Origin of the sequence: Castellaniella sp. (assembly GCF_036379515.1) — a bacterium.
In the GTDB taxonomy this organism is placed as follows: Bacteria; Pseudomonadota; Gammaproteobacteria; order Burkholderiales; family Burkholderiaceae_B; genus Castellaniella.
On sequence record NZ_DASVGN010000026.1, the window covers coordinates 1 to 21,524 of the forward strand.

Annotated in this window: 19 protein-coding genes, 1 tRNA gene and 2 pseudogenes; 12 read left to right on the plus strand and 10 right to left on the minus strand. The window is 60.6% G+C overall.

Translation table 11 applies throughout. The features are described from left to right. From VF285_RS08095 to VF285_RS08110, 4 genes are all read right to left on the minus strand, one after another. Positions 1–476 (minus strand): alcohol dehydrogenase catalytic domain-containing protein (locus tag VF285_RS08095; RefSeq protein ID WP_346952114.1); only part of this gene is annotated, 476 nt, incomplete at its 3' end. Positions 477–549: 73 nt separating this feature from the next. After that, complete coding sequence (locus tag VF285_RS08100; protein ID WP_346952115.1) at positions 550–1,488, minus strand: aldo/keto reductase; 939 nt, start codon at positions 1,486–1,488, stop codon at positions 550–552. A 100-nt stretch (positions 1,489–1,588) separates the two neighbouring features. After that, positions 1,589–1,744 (minus strand): hypothetical protein, encoded by a 156-nt coding sequence (locus VF285_RS08105; RefSeq protein WP_346952116.1) that lies wholly within the window; start codon positions 1,742–1,744, stop codon positions 1,589–1,591. 16 nt (positions 1,745–1,760) lie between these two features. Then, complete coding sequence (locus tag VF285_RS08110; RefSeq protein WP_346952117.1) at positions 1,761–2,162, minus strand: (R)-mandelonitrile lyase; 402 nt, start codon at positions 2,160–2,162, stop codon at positions 1,761–1,763. 173 nt (positions 2,163–2,335) lie between these two features. Between VF285_RS08110 and VF285_RS08115 the strand changes: the two genes are divergently transcribed. Both VF285_RS08115 and VF285_RS08120 read left to right on the plus strand, forming a co-directional pair. Next, on the plus strand, positions 2,336–3,283 hold the full coding sequence (locus VF285_RS08115) for an AraC family transcriptional regulator (protein ID WP_346952118.1): 948 nt from the start codon (positions 2,336–2,338) through the stop codon (positions 3,281–3,283). Between the two features lie 168 nt (positions 3,284–3,451). Continuing rightward, on the plus strand, positions 3,452–5,677 hold the full coding sequence (locus tag VF285_RS08120; RefSeq protein WP_346952119.1) for a copper-translocating P-type ATPase: 2,226 nt from the start codon (positions 3,452–3,454) through the stop codon (positions 5,675–5,677). Positions 5,678–5,767: 90 nt separating this feature from the next. Here the strand turns inward: VF285_RS08120 and merA are convergent. Further along, positions 5,768–7,162, minus strand: a pseudogene (gene merA / locus VF285_RS08125) (mercury(II) reductase); the annotation flags it as partial. A gap of 118 nt (positions 7,163–7,280) precedes the next feature. Here merA and VF285_RS08130 point away from each other — a divergent pair. Further along, positions 7,281–7,391, plus strand: a pseudogene (locus VF285_RS08130) (MerR family DNA-binding protein); the annotation flags it as partial. A gap of 209 nt (positions 7,392–7,600) precedes the next feature. Here the strand turns inward: VF285_RS08130 and VF285_RS08135 are convergent. Next, on the minus strand, positions 7,601–9,118 hold the full coding sequence (locus VF285_RS08135; RefSeq protein WP_346952120.1) for a multicopper oxidase family protein: 1,518 nt from the start codon (positions 9,116–9,118) through the stop codon (positions 7,601–7,603). A 284-nt stretch (positions 9,119–9,402) separates the two neighbouring features. Here VF285_RS08135 and VF285_RS08140 point away from each other — a divergent pair, with 284 nt between their 5' ends. Continuing rightward, positions 9,403–10,047: a trimeric intracellular cation channel family protein gene (locus VF285_RS08140; RefSeq protein ID WP_414648097.1), complete on the plus strand. Its 645-nt coding sequence runs from the start codon at positions 9,403–9,405 to the stop codon at positions 10,045–10,047. Positions 10,048–10,082: 35 nt separating this feature from the next. Here the strand turns inward: VF285_RS08140 and VF285_RS08145 are convergent, their stop codons facing one another. The 3 genes from VF285_RS08145 to VF285_RS08155 form a co-directional block, all read right to left on the minus strand. Continuing rightward, on the minus strand, positions 10,083–11,285 hold the full coding sequence (locus tag VF285_RS08145; protein ID WP_346952122.1) for an MFS transporter: 1,203 nt from the start codon (positions 11,283–11,285) through the stop codon (positions 10,083–10,085). Positions 11,286–11,360: 75 nt separating this feature from the next. Then, positions 11,361–11,882 carry an undecaprenyl-diphosphatase gene (locus VF285_RS08150; RefSeq protein WP_346952123.1) on the minus strand — a complete coding sequence of 174 codons (522 nt, stop codon included), beginning with the start codon at positions 11,880–11,882 and terminating at the stop codon, positions 11,361–11,363. Between the two features lie 153 nt (positions 11,883–12,035). Next, positions 12,036–12,605: a peroxiredoxin gene (locus VF285_RS08155; protein ID WP_346952124.1), complete on the minus strand. Its 570-nt coding sequence runs from the start codon at positions 12,603–12,605 to the stop codon at positions 12,036–12,038. Between the two features lie 199 nt (positions 12,606–12,804). Here VF285_RS08155 and VF285_RS08160 point away from each other — a divergent pair, with 199 nt between their 5' ends. Together VF285_RS08160 and VF285_RS08165 are read left to right on the plus strand one after the other, a co-directional pair. Then, entirely contained in the window at positions 12,805–13,128 is a 324-nt protein-coding gene (locus VF285_RS08160; RefSeq protein ID WP_346952125.1) for a hypothetical protein, read from the plus strand. A gap of 216 nt (positions 13,129–13,344) precedes the next feature. Beyond that, the gene (locus VF285_RS08165) at positions 13,345–14,526 is read left to right on the plus strand and encodes an MFS transporter (RefSeq protein WP_414648098.1); all 1,182 of its coding nucleotides are present in this window, start codon (positions 13,345–13,347) and stop codon (positions 14,524–14,526) included. On the opposite strand, the gene VF285_RS08170 is transcribed toward VF285_RS08165, so the two are convergent. Beyond that, a complete protein-coding gene (locus VF285_RS08170) occupies positions 14,523–15,716 on the minus strand; it encodes a YbfB/YjiJ family MFS transporter (protein WP_346952126.1) in 1,194 nt (397 codons plus the stop codon). The two genes, VF285_RS08165 and VF285_RS08170, sit on opposite strands and share 4 nt — an antisense overlap. A 139-nt stretch (positions 15,717–15,855) precedes the next feature. On the opposite strand from VF285_RS08170, the gene VF285_RS08175 reads away from it, so the two are divergent. From VF285_RS08175 to VF285_RS08200, 6 genes are all read left to right on the plus strand, one after another. Continuing rightward, positions 15,856–16,887, plus strand: coding sequence for an ABC transporter substrate-binding protein (locus VF285_RS08175; RefSeq protein WP_346952127.1), 1,032 nt, complete (start codon positions 15,856–15,858; stop codon positions 16,885–16,887). A gap of 4 nt (positions 16,888–16,891) precedes the next feature. Next, a complete protein-coding gene (locus VF285_RS08180) occupies positions 16,892–18,004 on the plus strand; it encodes an ABC transporter ATP-binding protein (protein WP_346952128.1) in 1,113 nt (370 codons plus the stop codon). A gap of 11 nt (positions 18,005–18,015) precedes the next feature. Further along, the gene (locus VF285_RS08185; RefSeq protein ID WP_346952129.1) at positions 18,016–19,698 is read left to right on the plus strand and encodes an iron ABC transporter permease; all 1,683 of its coding nucleotides are present in this window, start codon (positions 18,016–18,018) and stop codon (positions 19,696–19,698) included. Further along, complete coding sequence (locus VF285_RS08190) at positions 19,695–20,489, plus strand: spermidine synthase (RefSeq protein WP_346952130.1); 795 nt, start codon at positions 19,695–19,697, stop codon at positions 20,487–20,489. Before VF285_RS08185 ends, VF285_RS08190 begins: the two co-directional genes overlap by 4 nt. Before the next feature lie 65 nt (positions 20,490–20,554). After that, a tRNA-Val gene (locus VF285_RS08195) sits at positions 20,555–20,631 on the plus strand. A 218-nt stretch (positions 20,632–20,849) separates the two neighbouring features. Beyond that, positions 20,850–21,524 (plus strand): Arm DNA-binding domain-containing protein (locus VF285_RS08200; RefSeq protein WP_346952131.1); only part of this gene is annotated, 675 nt, incomplete at its 3' end.

Sequence of the window (21,524 nt, forward strand, 5' to 3'; positions counted from 1 at the left end):
TGTGCCGCGTCGGCCGCATACCAGCCGGTACCGAGAACGTCTGATACCGCCAGCATGTGCGGGATCATGTCCGCGTCCGGCGTTTCGGCGGTGGCGACCAGGGTGCCATCGGCCAGAGGCACGCGAGCGTACGGCGCCTGCGCACCGGTCATGAATTCGCGCTGTTCGCAGGACGACTGGAAGCCGAACCGGCAGTGGGGGCAGGTGTTGTCGGATAAACAGAAGCTGCCGACGACGAACTGGCCAGGCCTGACGGTCTTCACGTCGGAACCCACTTCGACCACGACGCCGCAGTATTCGTGCCCCATGTGCATTGGCGCGTCGATTTTGTTGAAACCGCGATAGGGCCACAAGTCCGAGCCGCAGATGCAGGTCGCGGACAGTTTGATGATGGCATCGGTTGGGTGAACGATTTTGGGCTCGGGAACGTCTTCGAAGCGGACGTCCCCTGCACCGTAGAGCACAGTACCTTTCATGGTGTTTCTCCTGTTGGGGTCGGCTCAATGTGGCGCCGACCGATTAGAGCGTGATGGAATAGTGGCATCCGGTTTACACCCCGGGGATCGGGTACGTGAGAAAACCTGGCTGCGGCTGGTCTGGATCGGGGCCGCCACGCGTGTCCGTGTTGAGCGCGTCAATGGTGGCGAGTTCTTCGTTCGTGAGCGAGAAGTCGAAGATGTCGAAGTTCTCGGCGATGCGGGCTGCATGTGTGGACTTTGGAATCACTTGGCGGCCCTGCTGGATGTGCCAGCGCAGCATGACCTGTGCGGGCGTCTTGCCGTGAATCTCGCCGATTTTCAAAAGTGTGCCGTCGGTGAACGTGCTGGTAGCCTTTGATCCACGGTAGTGGGTGATTCCGCCCATGGGTGACCACGCCTGCGTCAGGATGCCGGCCTCGGCATTGGCCTTTGCGTTGGCTACCTGCGTGAAATAAGGGTGTAGCTCGATCTGGTTCACACTCGGCGCGACCTCGATCCTGGGCAGGAATTGGTTGAGGATCACTGGTGTGAAATTGCTGATACCGATCGCATGCACGCGTCCCTCGGCCAGCAGACCCTCCAGCGCCCTGTACGCCGCGACAGTGCGGTCGAAGCGGCCCACCATTGGTTGGTGCAGTAGCAGCAGGTCGATAGTTTCGATGCCGAGTTTTTCGACCGCTTTGTCAAACGCGCGGCGTGTCTCGTCATACCCGTAATCGGTGACCCACACTTTGGTTTCGATGAAGAAATCGTCACGCACCAGCCCCGATCGACGCAGAGCCTCGCCGACCTCGCGCTCGTTGCCATAGGCGGCGGCAGTGTCGATGTGGCGGTAGCCCGTCTCAAGGGCGGTTAGCACAGCAGTAATCGTCTCGGCCGGTGGCGTCTGGAAGACACCGAAGCCAATTGCGGGAATCTTCACGCCATTATTGAGGGTGAAATTTGGAATTGATAATTGATTCATGATCTTTAGTCGTGTCGATGTCGAAATGGTGGGTGTCCAGCTCAATGGTCTTCTTGGCCCCAGGGCCGAGCGGCCTGCAGATCTGCAAGGGCGCTGGCCGACCCTGCCGTGGCGCCCACACACAACGCCACAAGCGCCTTCGTGCTCATGCCAAGCCCCTCACGAGAATTTGCATGGCGATACGTGTTTTTGCCGTTATCTGGTTCGTGGTGTCTTCTTTCAGGCACAGCGTGGGACGCATGAAAGCGCGGATGCGTACCAGGCGTGCGTAGTCGGAAAATTCAAATGTCCGTGTTTGCATGGTCGTTACTCGGGTCTCAAGCAAGATATTGTTCGTCGGTGACCTGCTCCATCCAGTTCACGGCTTGGTCTCTGGCATCGGCCTGAACGATGGATATGTGGGTCATGGCCGAGGTGGCGGTCGCACCGTGCCAATGCCGCTTGCCGGGCGCGCAGGTAATGACATCGCCCGGGCGGATTTCCTCCTTCGGTTCGCCTTCGCACTGGTGCCAGCCGAGGCCGGCAGTGACGATCAGGGTTTGACCGCAGGGGTGCGTGTGCCAGGCAGAGCGCGCGCCGGGTTCGAAGGTGACGTTGGCGCCTTGGATCTTTGCAGAGCCAGGGGACTGAAACAAAGGCTCAACCCGCACACTGCCGGTGAAGTATTCCGCTGGCCCCTTGATGGAGGCCTGTGAACCGTTGCGCTGGATGTGGCTCATACTTGTATCCTCGTCGTGTGCGTTGTGATGACGATGCCATGATGCGCGTGATTGCCTAGCTTGTAATAGCATGATTTGGCAAAATTCTTGCCTGATAGTCCAGAATCATGGATTTTTGTCGACGATGCCCGACTGAACGACTAAAGTTCGGACTGTGCCATCAGGAAGTCATCATGCCAATGCAAAGCCACGCCGAATACCTACGGAGCCAGGCACTTGCGGTCATGCGGGCCGAATTGTCCGAAGTCATCGACCAACGGACCATAGGCCAGGAGCGTTACGTCACCGCCATCAAAAGCCTGACCTTGTCTCGTCGGGAATCCGTCACGGAACCCTGTGCCTGCGTGGTGGAACCCAGCCTGGTCGTCGTCGTCCAGGGCGCCAAGCAACTGCTGGTGGGCGATCACGCCTACGCCTATGATATCGACCATTTCATGATTACCTCGCTGGATATTCCAGCGAGTTCCCAGGTGCTCCAGGCGAGCCCCGACAAGCCACTGCTGGGGTTGGTGCTCAAGCTGGATGTGGGCCTCATTGCGGAATTGATCTCGCAGGCGCGGCTGCCGTCACCAGGTAAATGCACCGCCGAGGCGAGCGTGGGCCTGGGCACGATCAGTCTGGCCTTGCTGGAACCCTGTTTCCGTCTGCTGGCACTGCTGAATACGCCGGCGGACATCCCGGTGCTGGCACCACTGATCGAACGTGAGATTCACTACAAACTATTGAAAAGTGATCTGGCTGCGCGGCTGTGGCAGATTGCCGCGATGGGCGGACAGCGCCAGCGCATTGCCCGGGCGATCGACTTGCTGAAGGCAAATTATGCTGAGCCGTTGCACATGGCCGACCTCGCTGCGCATGTGCAAATGAGTACATCCAGTTTGCATCATTACTTTCGCCAGCTGACGGCAAAGAGCCCGCTGCAGTACCAGAAATGGCTGCGTCTGAGAGAAGCACGGCGCCTGATGCTGAACGAAGGCATGGATGCGGCAGGGGCTGCGTTTCGGGTTGGCTATGAAAGTCCGTCCCAGTTCAGCCGCGAGTACGGCCGTCTTTTCGGCGCGCCGCCCAAGCGCGATATCGAAAGCCTGCGTCAAACGGGGGAAGTCGGTACTGTTGCATAAAAGGCGTCTTGGCTCTACCGGGTTGATGCGGTAGAACAAAGCCCGCATCCTACGAATGAACCGGGCGCCATCCGCCGGTGCGCTTCGTTCGCACGTTGCTCCCGGCCAGGCTTGACATTCCCGTAAGGTTAAGGTTGAAACTAAGGGAGCAATGTAAGGAGATTGGTAATGACAACCGTCAGATCCAGCTGCGACGCCCACCCGGCGGGACACACACGTGGTGCACACGACCATGGCTGTGTGCATTCGCCCGTAGGGGGCGGCACGCCCGCCAAGGCGAAGGTACCCGATTACACCTGTCCCATGCATCCTGAGGTGCACCAGGACGGCCCAGGCACTTGTCCCAAATGCGGCATGGCGCTGGAACCGCGTACAGTGGCTGCGGACGACGGGCCCAATGCGGAACTGATCGACATGACTCGGCGCTTTTGGGTTGCTACCGTGCTTGCAGTCCCGCTGCTCATCCTTGCGCTGGGTGACATGGTGCCAGGCCTGGACTTTCGCGGCTGGCTGGGGGGCGGATTCGACTGGGTCCAATTTGTGCTCGCAACACCTGTGGTGCTCTGGGCAGGCTGGCCGCTTTTCGTGCGCGGATGGAAGTCCCTGGGTGGTTTCAATCTCAACATGTTCACCCTGATTGCGTTGGGCACGGGAGTCGCCTATGCGTTCAGTCTGGGAGCGCTCCTGTTCCCGGGGCTGCTTCCCGCGTCATTCAAGGGGATCGGTGGTGAGGTGCCGGTTTACTTCGAATCGGCGGCTGTCATCGTCGCACTGGTCCTGCTCGGTCAGGTGCTTGAGCTGCGCGCTCGCGAGCGCACGTCGGGTGCGCTCAAGGCGCTTCTGAATCTTGCGCCGCCCACTGCGCGGCGCCTGCGCGATGACGCTGAAGAAGAAATCGATCTCGCGCAAGTCAACGTGGGCGACCGACTGCGCGTACGGCCGGGCGACAAGGTGCCGGTCGACGGCGAGATCATGGAAGGCCGGTCGACCCTGGATGAATCCATGATCACGGGCGAGTCGGCTCCGGTGGAAAAGGGGCCGGGCGAGGGCGTGACGGGCGGCACGGTCAATCAGAATGGCAGTTTCATCATGCGTGCGAGCCATATCGGCGCCGACACGCTGCTCTCGCGCATCGTCCAGATGGTGGCCGATGCGCAGCGTTCCCGTGCGCCGATCCAGAGCCTCGCTGATCGGGTAGCCGCCTGGTTTGTCCCCATCGTTGTACTGGTATCGGTGGCGAGCTTCGCCATCTGGCTGCTGGCGGGCCCATCGCCAGCCTTCAGTCATGCATTGGTTGCAGCCGTATCGGTTCTGATCATTGCCTGCCCTTGCGCATTGGGTCTCGCGACGCCCATGGCCATCATGGTCGGCGTGGGGCGCGGTGCCAGTGCCGGTGTGTTGATCAAGGATGCGGAGGCTCTGGAAATGCTGGGCAAGGTCGATACGCTGGTGGTCGACAAGACGGGTACTCTCACCGAAGGCCGGCCTCGACTGGTCAAAATTGAAGCAGAAGCCTCTTTTACCGAAGAGGAAGTCCTGCGCTGGGTCGCCGCTGCCGAGGCAGGCAGCGAGCACCCGTTGGCCGCTGCCATAGTCGCCGGCGCCCGCGAGCGCGGCATCAAGACGGAGGCGGTTGTCGATTTTCACGCAACTACCGGCCAGGGGGTCGGCGCGGAGGTGGCTGGCCACAGAGTACTGGTGGGTAACCGGCGGCTGCTCCAGCAGGCGGGAATTGATGGCGGAGAACTGAATGCGCGGGCGGATCAGTACCGCGCCGAAGGGCAGACGGTCATGCTGGTGGCTGTCGACGGCCAGGCTGCCGGACTGGTGGCAGTGGCCGACCCCGTCAAGGCAACCACTGCCGAAGCGGTGCACATCCTGCGCGACGAAGGGATTCGCCTCATCATGCTTACCGGGGATAACGAGCAGACGGCGCGTGCGGTCGCTCGGTCACTCGACCTTGATGAGGTACATGCAGGCGTGCTGCCGCAAGACAAGCACGCCATCGTGAAACAGCTGCAGCACGAAGGCCATATCGTCGCCATGGCCGGCGACGGCGTGAACGATGCTCCGGCGCTTGCGCAAGCCAATGTCGGCATTGCCATGGGTACCGGCAGTGACGTGGCGCTGGAGAGTGCCGGGGTCACGCTCGTCAAGGGCGATTTGCGTGCAATCGCGAAAGCAAGGCGCCTGTCGCATCAAACGCTGCATAATGTGCGCCAAAACCTGTTCTTTGCCTTTTTCTACAACAGTGTGGGCATTCCGCTGGCGGCAGGCATCCTTTATCCGCTCGTGGGCTGGCTCCTGAGCCCCATGTTTGCGGCAGCCGCCATGAGCCTGAGTTCCGTCTCCGTGATTGCCAACGCGCTCAGGTTGCGCAGGGCAAAGCTGTAGCCGTGGGGCATCCGTCCAGGGGACGCATCAAGATGAGTTCTCGTGCCGAGGCCACCCCGGCGAGTCGAAAGAGACGATCTTGCCGATGTGCTATCCGGCACAGCAGGACAGGGTCTTGATGTCCTTCTGAAAGGTCTGCGCCGTCAGCTTGAGCCCCTCCACCATCGTCAGGTAGGGGAACAGCTGGTCAGCCAACTCCTCCACCGTCATGCAGTTGCGGATCGCCAATGCGGCCGTCTGGATCAGTTCGCCTGCGGCTTCTGCGACTGCTTGGGCCCCGATCAGGCGGCGAGAGTTCTTTTCGATCACCAGCTTGATGAAGCCGCGTGTATCGAAGTTGGCGAGTGCGCGTGGTACGTTTTCGAGCGTCAGCAAGCGGCTGTCGGCCTTGATCCCCCTGGAACGGGCCTGCGTTTCGGACAAGCCGACCGTGGCGACTTGCGGGTCAGTGAAGATCACCGCGGGCATGGTGGTCAGGTCGAGCATCGCCTTACCGCCGGTCATGTTGATGGCGGCGCGTGTGCCAGCCGCCGTAGCCACGTAGACGAATTGCGGCTGGTCAGTACAATCGCCTGCGGCGTAGATACCCGGTGCGCTCGTGCGCAGCGTGTCATCGACTGCGATGGTGCCTCGAGCGGTTACTGCGACACCCGCTGCGTCGAGGTTCAGGCCGCCTGTGTTTGGATTGCGGCCCGTGGCAATCAGGAGCTTGTCGGCGCGCACGTCACCCTGATCGGTATTCAACGTGAATTCGCCATTCTGGTAAACAACCTGGCTTGCCTGGGTGTGCTCGAGCACCTTGATCCCTTCGGTCCGGAAAATGGCCGTGATGGCCTCACCGACTGCCGGATCTTCGCGAAATAACAGACTGTGGCGTGCGAGCAGCGTGACCTGGCTGCCGAGTCTGGCGAAGGCCTGTGCAAGCTCGACGGCGACCACGGACGAGCCGACCACCGCCAGGCGCTTGGGGATCGTGTCGCTTGCCAAAGCGTCGGTCGAAGTCCAGTACGGTGTGTGCTCGAGGCCGGGGATCGGTGGAAGAGCGGGACTCGCACCTGCGGCGATCAGACAATGGTCGAACCGGACTTCATGCTCGGTTTTCTCCTGAGAGCGTACGCTGAGCGTGTGGCCATCCAGGAAACAGGCTTCTCCGTGCAGGACCGTGATGGATGGATTGCCCGCTAAAACGTTCTCGTATTTTGCGTGGCGCAATTCCTCGACACGGTTCTGTTGCTGGGCGAGCAGCCGATCGCGAAGAACGGTTGGCGCGACAGCGGAAATACCATTGTCGAATGGGCTTTGGGCACGCAGGTGAGCGACGTGTGCAGCGCGGATCAGGATCTTGGAGGGTACGCAGCCCGTGTTCACACAGGTACCGCCGATCGTGCCACGCTCGACGAGCGTGACCCGGGCGCCTAGTTCGGTGCACTTGAGCGCCGCCGCCATGGCCGCTCCGCCGCTGCCGATGACGGCAATATTCATCCCCTTTGAACGGGCATCGGAGATCGGCCCCGGCATCTCGTCGTCGCGTGTTGCACGTTCATCGTTGGCCGTCGGGCGTGTCATGGTTGAATGTCCTCTTGTGACAATTTCTTCATCCGATGTGCGCCATTATGGCCTTCCCGACGTGGCACGGGTGAAGTTCATAAGAGCCGCACAACGGTTTGGATTCAGCTTGAGCGAAATCGGGCAGCTTCTAAGATTGGAAGATGGCCACCAGTTGATGGAGCGTATCTATGAATGGCTGGGGAAGCCATTGGGGCGCAGAGGGCAGGTGTGTCCAGGCGTTCTCCCTTCTCCCGGCTTATCGTCAACAATATGACTTCCTGCGCGGCGGAAGTGAAGCTGGACTCATCACGGAACCGATCGTAGCCGTGCAAGTATGTTGAAAGGGCTCCGGGTGCATGGGACAGGTGTGGCCGGTCATGTCACTTCCAGGCGTCCCATCATGCCCAGGTCCTCGTGTTCCAGGATGTGGCAGTGGAACATTCGGATACCCTTGGAAGACTGCATGACGCGGATTCGCACGGTCTCCTGTGGCTTGAGATTGACGGTGTCGTACCAGGCGCGGAAGGGTTCCTGTGCCGTGTGCCCGTTGATCGTGCGTTCCAGCACGGCGAATTGTGTGCCGTGGATATGGAAGGGATGGTCCATGTCCGAATCATTGGCGATTTCCCAGTCTTCCCAGGCGCCTGCCGAACTGGTCAGATCGGTGCGCCGCATATCGAAGGTCTTGCCATTGAGCATGAACTGCATCATCGAGGGGCGCCCACCGGGCATACCGCCTTCGTGCATCATGCCCATGGTGCCTGCGGCCATCATGCCGCCCATGGCATGCCCTGCTGCCATGCCGTGCCCCATCGACATGCCCTCGCTCATGACGACCCGCTTTTGTGCGCTTGCCTGGGGTAGCGACTGGAATGGCCGCAGCGTTTGCGGCAGGGAGACAGGTTGCTGGTTATGTACGGCACTGAAATCTACCTGCATGAGCGGAACTGTGGGGGCTTCGCCCGCACCGCCCATCTTGCCGCGCGCATAGGCCTTGGCCATGAACGTGCTGCCGGGCCTGCCCGTCGCATCAATCAGCAGTTCCACCCGCTGGGCTGGGGCCAGCAAGACCTCTGGCAGCCCGGATTGTGCTTGTTCGATGCGTCCGCCATCGGTGCCAAGCAGAGTAAAAGTGTGCCCTGGCAGTGCCAGTTGCAGATAGCGGGCATTGGTCGCGTTCAGCACGTGCCAGCGCTCGTATCCGGCCGTGTCGAAGCGCAGGCCAGGGCGGTTCAGGCCATTGACCAGGACGAACTGACCCTCGCGGCCGTTCATCCAGTCCATCATGTCGTCTTCCGGGATTGTGCCGTCGGCTGTCAGGCGCAGGTCGGTGAGGGTGAGGACGCGCTCGGGGATGGGAGGGAGTGCATCGTGTTTGGCGTGTACTCTGATGGCGCCGGCCAGCCCCCGGTAGACTTGTTCGCTGGACTGGCCGTGAGGATGAGGGTGGTACCAATACAGGCCTTCAACGTCCTCGGGTATCCTGAAGTGGTAGGCGCGGCTTTCGCCTGGCGCCACTGCTGCACTGGGGTTGCCATCCTGGTCAGGCGGCACGGGCAGGCCGTGCCAGTGGATGCTGGTAGGTTCAGGCAGATGGTTCTCGAGCGTGATCTCGACCTGGTCGCCGGCCTGGAGCTCGATCATGGGGCCGGGCAGCTGACCGTTGTAGACCCATGCCTGGGTCGCAACCCCCGGGATGAGTTCTACCTTGGCCGAAGTGGCCACGAGGGTAGCCTTGAATGAGCCGGGCTGTGTGGCTTCGTTCTTGAGGGTTGCTGGCGGCACAAAAGGACGCCCGGATGGGATGGCGTCAGAGGGGGCAAGCTGTCCGCCCTGTGCCGCCGTGGCGTGCATTCCGTGGGGCATCTGGGGGGACGGACTGCCTTGTGACATGCCTCCCATGCCCGATGCGGCTCGGGCTCCACCGCCGAGCGCCAAACTTGCAATTCCTGTCGCGCTCAGCAAAAAATCCCTGCGTCGCATTGGCTTGCTCCCTTGTCGAACGCTTCATGGCACGTCATCCCCGACGTGTGTTGAAGCATTCCTGAAGCGTAATCCTTGACATGATGTCAATGTCAAGGTCAATTGTGGTAAGCGCTGAGCCTGTCACAGCTGGAGTGTGCAGGTAGAATTTTGCTGACGCAAATTGAATTCCTGGCTGCACGTGGGGTCTGACGATGGTCTTGGTGAACGTTTCGAGCATGGATCATGTGCTGCTGGTCACGCTGGACCTGGGCGGCACCTTCGTTTTTGCAATCAGTGGGGCTGTGGTGGCGGTGAAGCATCGCCTCGACGCGTTCGGCGTCATGGTGCTCGCATTTGCGGCAGGCAATATGGGCGGTATTGCGCGAGACGTGCTGATTGGCGCGGTTCCCCCTGCGGCGATCGAGCACCTGAGCTATCTCGGCATGTCCGTATTGGCAGGACTCCTCGTTTTTTTCTGGGATGCGCTCGCCACTCGGTTGAGCAATCCAGTGCTTTGGTTCGATGCGGTGGGCCTGGCTTTCTTTGCGGTAGCCGGTGCACAGAAGGCCTTGTTTTATGGGCTCAATCCCGTCATGGCCGCGTTGCTTGGAATGCTGACGGGGGTTGGCGGTGGCATGCTGCGCGATCTCCTGGTGTTGCAGATTCCAACCGTGTTGCGATCCGACCTGTACGCGCTGGCAGCGTTGGCCGGCGCCGCCATTGTCGTCGCTGGAGATGCCTTGTCCATTCCTGCCGTGGTCACCACAATAGCAGGGGGCTTGGCCTGCTTCTTCTTGCGCTATATGGCGATCCGCCATGGCTGGCATCTGCCGACTGCCTCGTCAGGCAAGCATTGATTCGTTGGTTCGCAGCCAGTTCTGCTACTTTTCTGCTACTTGGTGGGGCGTGCGCTGGCGCTCTTCTTCGTTGCCAAGATGAGCAGCGCAATCACGCAGAATCCCGCAGCTGCGTGAAAGGTGGCGGGGGCACCGAAGTGTTCCCAGAGAAACCCGGCAATCACGCTGGCGAGCAGCATGGCGACACCACTGACCAGGTTGAAGAAGCCATACGCCGTGCCGCGCAGGTCTGCAGGAGCTGTGTCCGCCACCATCGTAGCAAGCAAGCCCTGGGTAGCCCCCAGGTGAACGCCCCAGAGGACAATCCCGATCAGGATGACGAGCCAGTCGTTGCTGAGCGCCAGCAGAAGGTCGGCAGCGATCATGACGACGAGCCCAATGGCGAGAAGTGCGCTGTGGCTCATGTGGTCAGAAAGCTTGCCAAATGGATAGGCTGAGAGCGAGAACGCGAGATTCATGGCGACGATTGCGAGCGGAACCAACGCAATGGCGATCCCACTTTGTTGCGCGCGCAGCACCAGGAATGCCTCGCTGAATCGCGCCAGGGTAAAGGCCGCGCCGATGGCCACGACCCACCAGTACGGGAGTGTCAGGCGCCGCAGGTTCTTGCGCTGAATGGGGTTGCTGCGTTTTTCCTTGCGGGTGGAGGGCGGCTCGTGCAAGCCGAAGACGAGGAGCGCCACGCAGGCGACGCCGGGGATGACCGCAATCCAGAAGACGGTGCGAAAGTGGTCCGCCCAAAGCAGCATGAAGGCGACGGCAAGCAAGGGGCCCAACATCGCTCCGACCGCATCCAGGGCCTGCCGCAGGCCAAAGGCGGCCCCCCGGATTTCGGGAGGCGTCAGGTCAGCGACCAGAGCGTCTCGGGGAGCGCCTCGGATGCCCTTTCCGACCCGATCCAGCAGGCGTGCCGTGAAGACCACGCCGAGTGTCGGTGCCAGTGCAAACAAGGGCTTGGTGAGGGTAGCCAGGCCGTAGCCAAAGACAGCGAGCCCTTTGCGCTTGCCGATGTAGTCGCTCAGGGCGCCTGAGAAAACCTTCATGATGAGGGCTGTGGATTCCGCAATGCCCTCGATCCAGCCGACTTCCAGTGCGGTTGCGCCCAGCACTGTGACCATGAACATGGGGAGCAGGCTGTGGATGAGCTCTGATGAAACATCCATCAAGAGGCTTACGAAGCCTAGAACCCAGACCCCGCGTGGGATGGGTGGAGTGGAGCGAACGTCTTGATGGTGCATGGGAATCGAGGGCCGTGGAAGTGATGGCGCCACTCGCGATTTTCGAGTGGGTTGCAAATCGTGCTTCTGGAGGAGTCAGCGGTGTATCCAGCCTGATGCAATCAGTGGTGCAAAGAGTCTGCGATGAATTTTCAACGCGAGCAGGTAAACCGGCGTCAGATGTCGCCGGGCTGTGTGGCGTGCAAGAGGCACGCTCAGGATAGCGACGGCCGCTGCTCCGACCATGTCGAGTGGGAAGTGCACACCGAGGTAAATGCGTGCCCAGGCGATGGGCACTCCAATGAGTGACAACGCCAGTCCGAGACGGTGATGCCTTTGGGACAGAAGGCTGAACGCAACGGCCCACCATAGCGTCAGGTGGTCGCTTGGAAACGAGGAATCGGGTGCATGCGGGATAAGAGTACGCCCGATGGGAATCATGAATGGGCGCGGATGCCAGTAGAAGAAACCTATGCATTGGTTGATCAAGAGCCCGATCACTCCGGCCACCGCAGCAGCGATCAGTGCTCGGCGCATTCGGTTGCCAGCGCGCAGCCATAGGATGATCATCAGGCAGGGGATGGCCCAGATCAGGTCGTTGGCGAAAATTGTCGCCATCGACACCACCCACGCACTTGGGTGTGCAGGAGCATTGATCCAAAGAAACAAAGTGTTGTTGAAGGCGTCCATGAAGTTCTCTGCCGCGAGCCTGTTTCGCCCAAGGGCCGCCCGGCCCGGAAGATGCGAGGAGCGGATTTTACGACGCCAGACTTAGGGTACGCTGAGGGGCTGGCGCAGCCACGCAAGCACGTCATCCACATTGCGATCGGACGGAAAGACCGGATAGAACACTTTGACGATATGGCCGTCACGCAGGACGAGCGTGAGCCGCTTGTAAAGTTCCATCCCGCCTGCCTTGAAGGTCGGCAGCCGAAGATGCCGCTTCATTAGCAGCCCGGCGTCGCTGAGCAGTTCAAAAGGCAGGTGCAGTCTGTCTCTGGCCTCACGCTGGTAGTCGGTTGCTTGCGTGCTCAGACCAAAGACGCCGCAGCCCAGGTCGCGCAGCTCCGCGTGGTGGTCGCGGAAGCTGCAGGACTGTGGCGTGCAACCTCGCGCGCCCGGGATGTCGTCCCATCCTGCAGGCAGGGGTACGCCGGGGCGGCCCGTCATGGGGTAGATATAAATCACCCAGGTGCCCTTCAGGGCGCTGAGATTGATGTGCCGGTCGTCGGTGCCTGGCAGGACGATCGCGGGCAGCGCCATGCCTTGAAAGTGATCGGCCGCCCCATCGTCCATAGGTTTGGGCAGGTCGTTGGGTAGCGGAAAATCAAGTGCGCTCATGGTGTGCTCCCGGACATGGATTCAACTGTGCAGCTGCGTGATCTTGGAACAACTCGGTGCAATGCGTGAAGATTTGTACCTCAAGTGCCGAGAATACTGCGTTACGTAATATCTTGATGTAAGTGGTCAGAAGTCGTCAGCTCATCCGCCTGCCTGTGAGGCGACAATGAAGCTGTTTTAAGTTCTGAACAGGCGACTGATGAAAAAAACGATAGGCGTGGCTGCTCTGATACTGGGCCTGACTACGGCGCTTCCGGCAGCGCAGGCGGGTGGGGTTGACCTGAGCATTGGCATTGGTGTTCCAGGTGTCGTGTTCGGTGGGCCCCCGGTGTATTACGCGCCGCCACCGCCACCCCCGCGCGTGGTCGTGGTGCCCGATCCGGTCTATGCGCCGGGGGTGCCTTATTACTACGACCGTCACGCCTACAAGCATGCTGAAAAGCGCTGGCGCAAAGAGCAGAAACGCGCATGGAAAGAGTATCGCCGTGGCTACTATGGCTACGGAGGCGATGATGACGACTGACGCAGTGATTTGATTCGTAGGGCGCTGGCTGGTGCCTTGCTGTTGACGGGCTGTCTGTGCGGCTGATCAGGGGACTGGCAGCGCAGATGGCCTTTTTTTGTGCACGCCATTTGCTCAGCCTCTTTCTGCGCGCCAAAATAGCCCTTTGCCAACCAGCGGCCCCTGAGGGTTTTGCGTTGGCGTTTTTGTCCTGGACGGCTGATTTGCCGCCTGCTGATGACCGACACCGCATTTCATTTCAGAAAAATTGCCATTCCCGCATTTGGCCCCAGCCTGCTGTTCAGCATCGGGCAGGGCGCGGTGCTCCCCATCATTGCGCTGAGCGCCCGCAACGCGGGTGCATCGGTGGCGCTGTCCGGATTGATCGTGGGCTTGGTGGGGATAGGGTCGCTCATCAGCAACATCCCCGCTTCGTTGATCATCGCCCGCTATGGGGAACGGCTTGCCATGGTATGGGCAGCCGCTTTCAGCGTGCTGGCCTTGGGTCTCTGCCTTTTTCCTTCTCAACTGGGGCTGCTCGCGACGGGGGTCTTCATGTTGGGGATGGCGACGTCGGTATTGCTGCTGGCACGGCAGACCTATCTGATCGAACTGGTGTCGCCCGCAGCACGGGCGCGCGCCATGTCTACGTTGGGCGGAATGCGGCGAATCGGCGTCTTCGTAGGCCCGTTTCTGGGCGCTGCTGCGGTTCATCGTCTGGGGTTGTCGGGCGCCTATTGGGTCGCCATCCTTTTCATTTTTGCCTCTGGCGCGCTGGCCTACCGAATCCCTGATCTGGAAACGCCGACGCACCCTGACGGCACCGTCGTCCGGTCCCCCCGGGTGCTGGAAGTCCTGAAGGCGCACTGGAAGACCTATTCGACGCTGGGCGTTGGCATCATGCTGGTGAGTGCCCTGCGGGCCTCACGTCAGATCGTCATTCCCTTGTGGGGCGAACATCTGGGGGTGAGTCCGGCAGCCACTTCGCTCATTTACGGTTTGATGGCCTCTGTCGACATGCTGGCGTTTTACCCATCGGGCAAGGCCATGGATCAGTTCGGGCGCTTCTGGGTCGCCGTTCCTTCCGTGCTGATCATGGGGGTGTCCATGATGCTGATTCCCCTGACGGGTGGGACGCTGTCCTTCGTTCTGGTGTCGATGATGATCGGGCTGGGTAACGGCATCGGCTCCGGGCTGGTGATGACGCTGGGCGCAGATGCCTCCCCGCGAGAGGGACGCACGCAGTTCCTGGGTGTCTGGCGGATGGTGTCGGACGTGGGCGCGAGCGGCGCACCTGCACTGTTGGCCGGCATTGCCGCAATTGCCTCATTGGGCCTGGGCATCGTGGTGATGGGTCTGGGCGGCTTTGCCGCCGCGGCCGTCTTCTGGCGCTGGCTACCGCGTCAAACGGGACACTAGACGGTTTCACTCGCTGCGCGTGGGAGAGGCGAGCGGGCTGCCACCGCAGCGCACAGTGCGGCAATGATCAGTGCCACTGCCGCCATCCCGAAGAGAGGGCGGTAGCTACCTAGATCGGTGTAGCCCCAGGCCATTCCGTACGCCGCGATGGCCTGCAGTAGCGCAAAGGACAAAGTGGCCCAGCCCCATGCTTGTTGCTGTCGTGCGGGTGGTGCCAATTCCATGACCGAGCCGGAAGTCAACGCGACGGTCCCAGGGATGAGCAGGCCCACCAGCACGGATGAAATCAGCAGGGCCGTAGGCGCACTCGATGCGACGGGCAGGGCCACCGCGCCTGCTTTCGCCAGCAGCCCCAGCACGAGGGCGGGACGAAACCCGAGCCAGTGTGCCAACGCTCCGGCCACGAAGGGTCCTACGGCTGCGCCCAGCCCGAAGGCCGTCCAGTAGATCGCCCCCGTGGTCAACCCACGCCCGAGTTCGTGGGTGATGTAGTCCACCCAGAAAAGCGTATGGGGAACGAATCCGACGGCATCAAGCCCGTAAGCGAGCAGCACGAGCATCAAGCCCAGGGCCGACCAGCGGCGGGGGGCATGTGTTGCTTGCGGCACCGGCCGGCCGGCCGCAGGTTCGAGGTGGCTCCAGACGTGGACCCAGGCCCACAACGCCAGGAGTGTGGCCAAGGAACCCAAAGCGAACCAGGTGGGTGCAATGCCGTAAGCGATGAGCCAGGGGACCACGGTCCCGCTTGCAGCAATCCCAAGGCCTATGCCTGAGAAGATGAGCGCCGAGGCGGCGGGGCGGTGCTGAGCGGCAACGCGCGACAGCGCGGCTGAAACACCTACTACCGTCAGTACGGCGCCGCTTACGCCGCAGGCCAGGCGCCAGATTCCATACCAGATGACACCGCCATCGTAGAGACACGCGTACAGGCTGACAGCCGTGACCGCCAAGGCAGTAGCCAGTACCTTCCGTGATCCGAAGGATAGGGTCGCCCGGTTGGCGATGGCGGCACCGATCAGGTAGCCCAGCAGGTTGAGTGCACCCAGATAGTTGGCCTGAGCAATGGTGAACCAGTGTGCATCGACCAGCGCTGGGATCAGGGGAGTGTAGGCGAACCGTGCGAGCCCTATGCCCAGCAGGACACAGACCCCACCGGCAAGGCTGAGCGAAACCCAGGAACGTTCGTGCATGATGTGTGTGAAGGCAAGGACGGGCTTGAGCTTACACCAGGGCCACTGCACTCTTGGTTTGACTGGAAAAATATATGCGATTCGGTCACACTTCGAGTCCCGAATCGGCATTTGCCTGGTTCCTTCTCGGAGACTCGCCATGAATGCATTGGATCGACGTGAATTTCTGAAACTTGCCGCTGCCACCGGGCTGGCAGGGGTGGGTGGCTCACTTCCGGGCATGGCCAGGGCGCAAGCGGTTTCTGCGCAGGCCAAAGCAGAGGGCAAGGCGGTGTTCTACGCCAACATCACGTCCGTCGAAAGCGTCATGAAGGCGTTTGACGAGGCCACTGGGATTCAGGGCCTTTACACGCGGATTTCCAGCTCCAAATTCATCCCGACGATCGTGACGGAGCACAATGCTGGCAAGTTGCTGGCAGACGTCGTTCAGGCGCCGCGTCCCATGCTGAGTCTGCTGGCTCAGAACAACGTATTGGCGAGCTATCAGTCGCCTTCCACGCAGGGCTACCCCGATTGGGCGATTCATGATCCTCGGATGACGCTCTTTGGGATCGAATACGTGTCCTATCTGTTCAACACGCAGCACCTGAAGAAAGCCGATGCACCGCAGCGCTATGAAGACCTTGCCGACCCCAAGTGGAAGGGGCAGATCGTGATGGCCAATCCTGCTACGCACTCCTCGACGATCTCCTGGCTGGTGGGCCTGAAAGAGCAAGTGTTCAAAACCGAATCCGACTGGATGGCTTACCTGAAAGGCCTTGCGGCCAATCAGCCCATGTTTGTCGCCTCTTTTGGTCCCACGCCTGCCCCCATTGAAAGTGGAGAGAAGCTGGTGGCGATTTCGATGCCCAAGTACATTGTGACCAAGGCCCCGGCACCTCTCGAGTGGGGCCCTCGCAGCGGGCAACCTTTGCTGGGCACCCCAAGAGCCATCGCCGTGACGGCCAAGGCACCGCACCCAGCTGCCGCCCGTGCATTCATGGATTTCTGGCTTTCCAAACCCGCCATGAGGCTGCTCGCCAAAAAGGTGGGTGAGTATGTGCTGGCTCCGGGGGTCTTTCCAGATGTCGAAGGCATCGATCAGGTCAAGGTGCTTCCGGTGCGCGATCTGACCGATCACGAAATCGAAAAATGGGGGCGCGAGTTCGGCCAGATATTTGGCGCCCGGTGAGCGCATGGATATTCAGATTGAAGGTCTGGTGAAGACCTACGTTTCCGAAGGCCGCACAGTTCGAGCGTTGGATGGCATCGATCTGCACATCCCTGCCAATCAGATTTTTACGTTGCTGGGGCCCAGCGGCTGTGGCAAGACCACGTTGTTGCGCTGCATTGTGGGGTTGGAGACTCCCGATGACGGAGAGATCCGCATTGGCGGCGAGGTGGTCTGGTCGCGCAGCAAGCGTGTTGCGGTACCCCCCGAGAAACGGGGCCTGGGCATGGTTTTTCAAACCTATGCCATCTGGCCGCATATGTCGGTGTTCGACAATGTCGCGTACCCGTTGCAGGTGAGGGGCGTGGCGCGTGCAGCGATCCGTGAAAAAGTGTTGCAGGTGCTCAAGCATGTGCAGCTCGATGGCCTGGAGGGGCGTTCCGCAACCCGTTTGTCGGGGGGGCAACAGCAGCGGGTAGCCTTGGCACGCGCCCTCGTGGCTGAGCCCAAGGTGATTCTGTTTGACGAGCCCCTGAGCAATCTGGATGCCAAGCTGCGCGAAGAAACTCGCAAGCTCTTGCGGCATTTTCTGACCGAGCTGGGGATCACCGCTGTTTACGTGACGCATGATCGCGTCGAGGCGCTGGCGCTGTCGGATTCGATCGCCGTGCTTAATGGTGGGCACATCATCGAGCGCGGCGATCCTCAGAAGATCTATTTCAGCGCGGATCACCGTTTCGTAGCGGATTTTATCGGTCGTGCCAATCTGATCCCGGCCACCGTGCACGAGCAGCAGCCTGATTGGACCGTGGTTCGGACACCCTGGGGTCTGGTGTCGTGTCAGAAGCGCGATTTTGCGCCGGGTTCGCAGGTGACTCTGTGCATCCGCCCCGAATTTCTGCACCTGACTGCCCGCCCAGAGGGCAGCGCTCCATCGTCTACTGAAGAGACAGGAGTGCGGAACGTTGTCGAGGGGCGAGTGGAGGCTCTGGACTTTGTGGGCGAAGTCTACGAAGCCGAAGTGCGAGTCGACGATCAGGTGCTGCTGGCACGCGTCGACCCCACGCTGGCGGTCGGGAAAGGGGACATGGTGCACTTTGCGCTTGCACCCGAGCATTGCCTGCTTGTGACAGCGTAAAGGGGCACGGGATGAATCCACACCGTCCTGGTCTGACGTGGTCTCTGATTGCCATCGTCGGGTTTCTCACCTTGTGCCCGGTATTGATGCTGCTGCTGGGGAGCTTTTCTCAAGGCTTGACAGCCTTTGGTCACTTTACCGTGGCCAAGTATGCGGCGGCCTACACCGATCCCTTCCTGCTCGAGGTTCTCGGCAATACCGTCATCTTCGTCTTTGGCTCGACGTTGCTGGCCACAGTATTGGCGCTGGTGCTTGCTTATCTGAACACCCGCACCAACATCCCGTGCAAGCCACTGTTCACGGTGTTGTCCATCGTGCCCATGATGATTCCTCACTTGTTGTTTGCTGTGAGCTGGGCGCTGTTGTTGAATCCGTCCAATGGACTGCTCAATTTGTTCTTGAAGGATTTTCTGGGACTTTCGGCGGCACCGTTCAACATCTATTCTCTGGGAGGGATGATTCTGGTCGAAGGGCTGTTGAACATGCCCATCGCCTATCTGATTATTGCGCCCGCAATGTCGTCTTTTGACGTGGCACTCGAAGAATCGTCGCGCGTCAGTGGCGCTGGGGTCTGGCGTACTTTGTGGCGCGTCACCTTGCCGGTGTTGCGTCCCGCGATCCTGGCGGCGTTCGTGCTCGGCATCGTGCGCAGCCTTGCTTCGTACGCTGTGCCGCGGGTGCTGGGTACGCCGGGCCGCGTCGACGTGCTGGCCACTTATCTGTACGAGATGATCTCTACCGGGTTTGCTCCCGATTACGGCAAGGCGGCTGCTCTCGGGATGAGTGTACTGGCGGCTTCGATAGGCTTGGTCGTGTTGTATCGGGCATTGACTGCATCGGGAGATAAGTTCGTCACGATATCGGGGCGTGGGTACCGGCCCACCGTGGTCGAACTCAAGAAGGCCCGTACGCCGCTTCTCATTGTCATCAGTGTATTGAGCCTGTTGATGGTCGTGCTGCCAGTGGCGGTGTTGCTGTATACCTCGCTGGTGCCGTATTCCATGGTCCCCAGCGCGCAGGCATTTGCCTCCATGAGCTGGAACCATTGGGTCGAAGTGTTGCAGGACCCCACGTCGATTCTGGCCCTGCGCAACAGCTTGGTCCTGGCGGTGGTGGGCGCCACGCTGGGAGTAGTGCTGTCGCTTTTCATTGCCTACGTGGTCGTCAAGATCCGGACGCGCGCCTCCGGTTTGCTGGAATCGCTCAGTTTTCTGTCGTTTTCCTTCCCGGGCATCGTGATCGGCATCGGCTTCATGTGGTTCTTCGTGCAGACTCCGCTTTACGCCACCTTGAATGCGCTTCTGCTCGCTTATATTGCGGCCTATTTGCCTTATGGTGTCCGGCCACTGGCCAGTGCTTTCGTCCAGGTGCACGCCCATCTTGAGGAGTCATCGCTGGTGTGTGGTGCGGGCCCGTTGACGACGCTGCGGCGCATTATCGTGCCCTTGCTCATTCCAGGTATCGTGTCAGCCTGGATTCTGATGGCCACGATGTTCGTGCGTGAATTGACCGTGTCGGTCGTGCTGTCGCGTCCGGGGAGCGAGGTGCTGGCGGTGCAGATTCTGAACTTTGCCGACGATGGCCTCTGGGGCAAGCTGTCCGCGCTGGGGATTCTCATGATCCTGATTTCTACCGGGCTGGTGCTACTGGCCGCGTATGCCGGTCGCCGATTCCGGGAAAGGAGCTTTGCATGAGTCGACGCACCCTGGCGAATCGCCCGGCCTGGCAGGTCGCGGCCGAGCTCGACGAGCCCACCTTGTCCGAACAGGACGGTGTGCGGTATCTGCATTTCAATTCCGAGTGGGTTCAGGGCGCGATGCGCGTGAAGTGCCCCTCTGAACTCGTGCTGGCCTACGCACAACAGATGTTTTCCTGGATGCTGTTCGTGCGACCCAGTGTGCATGAACCTATTGGCATTCTGGGCCTGGGGGCGGGTTCGCTGTTGCGGTTTGTCCTGCGCCATACGCGTTCACAGGCCGAAACCGTCGAGCGAAATCGGCAAGTGGTAGCGGTGTGTCGGTCGTATTTCCGACTGCCTGGATCCGCTCGGTCCGTGGTGACCTTGGGGGATGCCCGTGATTGGGTGGCCCAACCCGGTCGCGTGGGGCGCTACCGTGCCTTGATGGTCGACCTGTACGATGCCGAAGGAGAGGGTCCGGCTTGCAGTGGTGCCGATTTCTACCGGAATTGTGCGCAGTCGCTGAGTGATTCCGGTGCCATGTCAGTCAATCTGTTTGGTCGCCACGAAAGCTTCGCGCAGAATTTGGAGGATATTCAGGCAGCCTTTGGTGGACCCGTATTCTGCCTCCCAGAAGTCGACGAAGGCAATACAGTCGTTCTGGCACTCAAAAGCGCCGTCCCGCAAGTTGATGTCCGGGTGTGGCTGGACAGGGCACGGGTGTTGGAATCTCGCACTGGGTTGCCCGCCCGGCGGTGGGTGCATAGCCTGTTGCCGCAAGCGGTCTTTCCGGTACTGCGCCCATGAAAATCAAATACATGGCCACGTTGTTTGACAGCGTACCTTGGGTCTTCCTATAATCTCGCTTCTTTAGGCGGTTAGCTCAGTTGGTTAGAGCGCTACGTTGACATCGTAGAGGTCGCTGGTTCGAACCCAGTACTGCCTACCATCCCCCCCTGCAATACCCGGCCACCTCAGGCCAAAAACCCCAAAAATCACCGTATGAAATCAGGCACTTAGCCTAATTTCCCTCTGCAATTCGTGGACAACGAGTGTCAGCGAGTGTCAGTGAGTGACACGCTTTTCTTGTACACAGGATTAGTACACAGTGAGATCTCGAAGTCACAGAAAATTTCTGTGTACAAATTTTTTGAGGTCTGTGTACAAATGCGCATCGAACTTCTGACACAAAAACAGCTGGACCAGGCGCGTCCAGGCAAAAAGGAAAAGGCGCTTTCCGATGGTGGAGGGCTCATCTTTACAGTGCGGTCTAAGGACCAGGGCGGCGGACGCGGTTGGGCCTTCCGGTTTCGGCTTGAGGGCCGAAATCGCAAGGTTGGTATAGGGACGTATCCGGGCACGGACTTGGGCGCAGCGCGGGAGATCGCCCACACGCTCAGGCGCCAGGTAGCCGCTGGCGTCGATCCAGTCGCGCAAAAGCAAGCGGCGCGTGAGGCGCAGGACGCCACCACGCAGGCGCGGAAGGCAGAGCGCACGTTTCGCGAGGTGGCGGACGCTTGGCTGGCGGAGGCGGCGAGCGACTATTCTTGGTCTGAGGGCCACAAGGCGCGGCAGGAAGGTCTGCTGCGAAACCACGCCTATCCGGCGATAGGGCGGCTGCGGTTCCGGGAGATCACAGAGTCGGCCGTTGGCAAGGCGGTACATAAGGTGTGGAAAAATGGCGCCAAAAATGCGGCCGGCCGCGTGCGGGGCGTCATACGCGATGTGTACGCCTACGCCGTGCTGCAAGGTGACCTGCCATCAGAAAAAAATTTCATGCTGGGAGCGCGTGAAAAAAATCTGGGGATGCTCAAGACCCCCAGGCCTCACAATTTTGCGGCC

Bases quoted from the DNA above. Each gene is read 5' to 3' on its own strand.
- VF285_RS08105 (WP_346952116.1), bottom strand. From the start codon at position 1,744: ATGCAAACACGGACATTTGAATTTTCCGACTACGCACGCCTGGTACGC.
- VF285_RS08110 (WP_346952117.1), bottom strand. From the start codon at position 2,162: ATGAGCCACATCCAGCGCAACGGTTCACAGGCCTCCATCAAGGGGCCA.
- VF285_RS08115 (WP_346952118.1), top strand. From the start codon at position 2,336: ATGCCAATGCAAAGCCACGCCGAATACCTACGGAGCCAGGCACTTGCG.
- VF285_RS08120 (WP_346952119.1), top strand. From the start codon at position 3,452: ATGACAACCGTCAGATCCAGCTGCGACGCCCACCCGGCGGGACACACA.
- VF285_RS08135 (WP_346952120.1), bottom strand. From the start codon at position 9,118: ATGTCACAAGGCAGTCCGTCCCCCCAGATGCCCCACGGAATGCACGCC.
- VF285_RS08140 (WP_414648097.1), top strand. From the start codon at position 9,403: ATGGTCTTGGTGAACGTTTCGAGCATGGATCATGTGCTGCTGGTCACG.
- VF285_RS08145 (WP_346952122.1), bottom strand. From the start codon at position 11,285: ATGCACCATCAAGACGTTCGCTCCACTCCACCCATCCCACGCGGGGTC.
- VF285_RS08150 (WP_346952123.1), bottom strand. From the start codon at position 11,882: ATGGCGACAATTTTCGCCAACGACCTGATCTGGGCCATCCCCTGCCTG.
- VF285_RS08155 (WP_346952124.1), bottom strand. From the start codon at position 12,605: ATGAGCGCACTTGATTTTCCGCTACCCAACGACCTGCCCAAACCTATG.
- VF285_RS08160 (WP_346952125.1), top strand. From the start codon at position 12,805: ATGAAAAAAACGATAGGCGTGGCTGCTCTGATACTGGGCCTGACTACG.
- VF285_RS08165 (WP_414648098.1), top strand. From the start codon at position 13,345: ATGACCGACACCGCATTTCATTTCAGAAAAATTGCCATTCCCGCATTT.
- VF285_RS08170 (WP_346952126.1), bottom strand. From the start codon at position 15,716: ATGCACGAACGTTCCTGGGTTTCGCTCAGCCTTGCCGGTGGGGTCTGT.
- VF285_RS08175 (WP_346952127.1), top strand. From the start codon at position 15,856: ATGAATGCATTGGATCGACGTGAATTTCTGAAACTTGCCGCTGCCACC.
- VF285_RS08180 (WP_346952128.1), top strand. From the start codon at position 16,892: ATGGATATTCAGATTGAAGGTCTGGTGAAGACCTACGTTTCCGAAGGC.
- VF285_RS08185 (WP_346952129.1), top strand. From the start codon at position 18,016: ATGAATCCACACCGTCCTGGTCTGACGTGGTCTCTGATTGCCATCGTC.
- VF285_RS08190 (WP_346952130.1), top strand. From the start codon at position 19,695: ATGAGTCGACGCACCCTGGCGAATCGCCCGGCCTGGCAGGTCGCGGCC.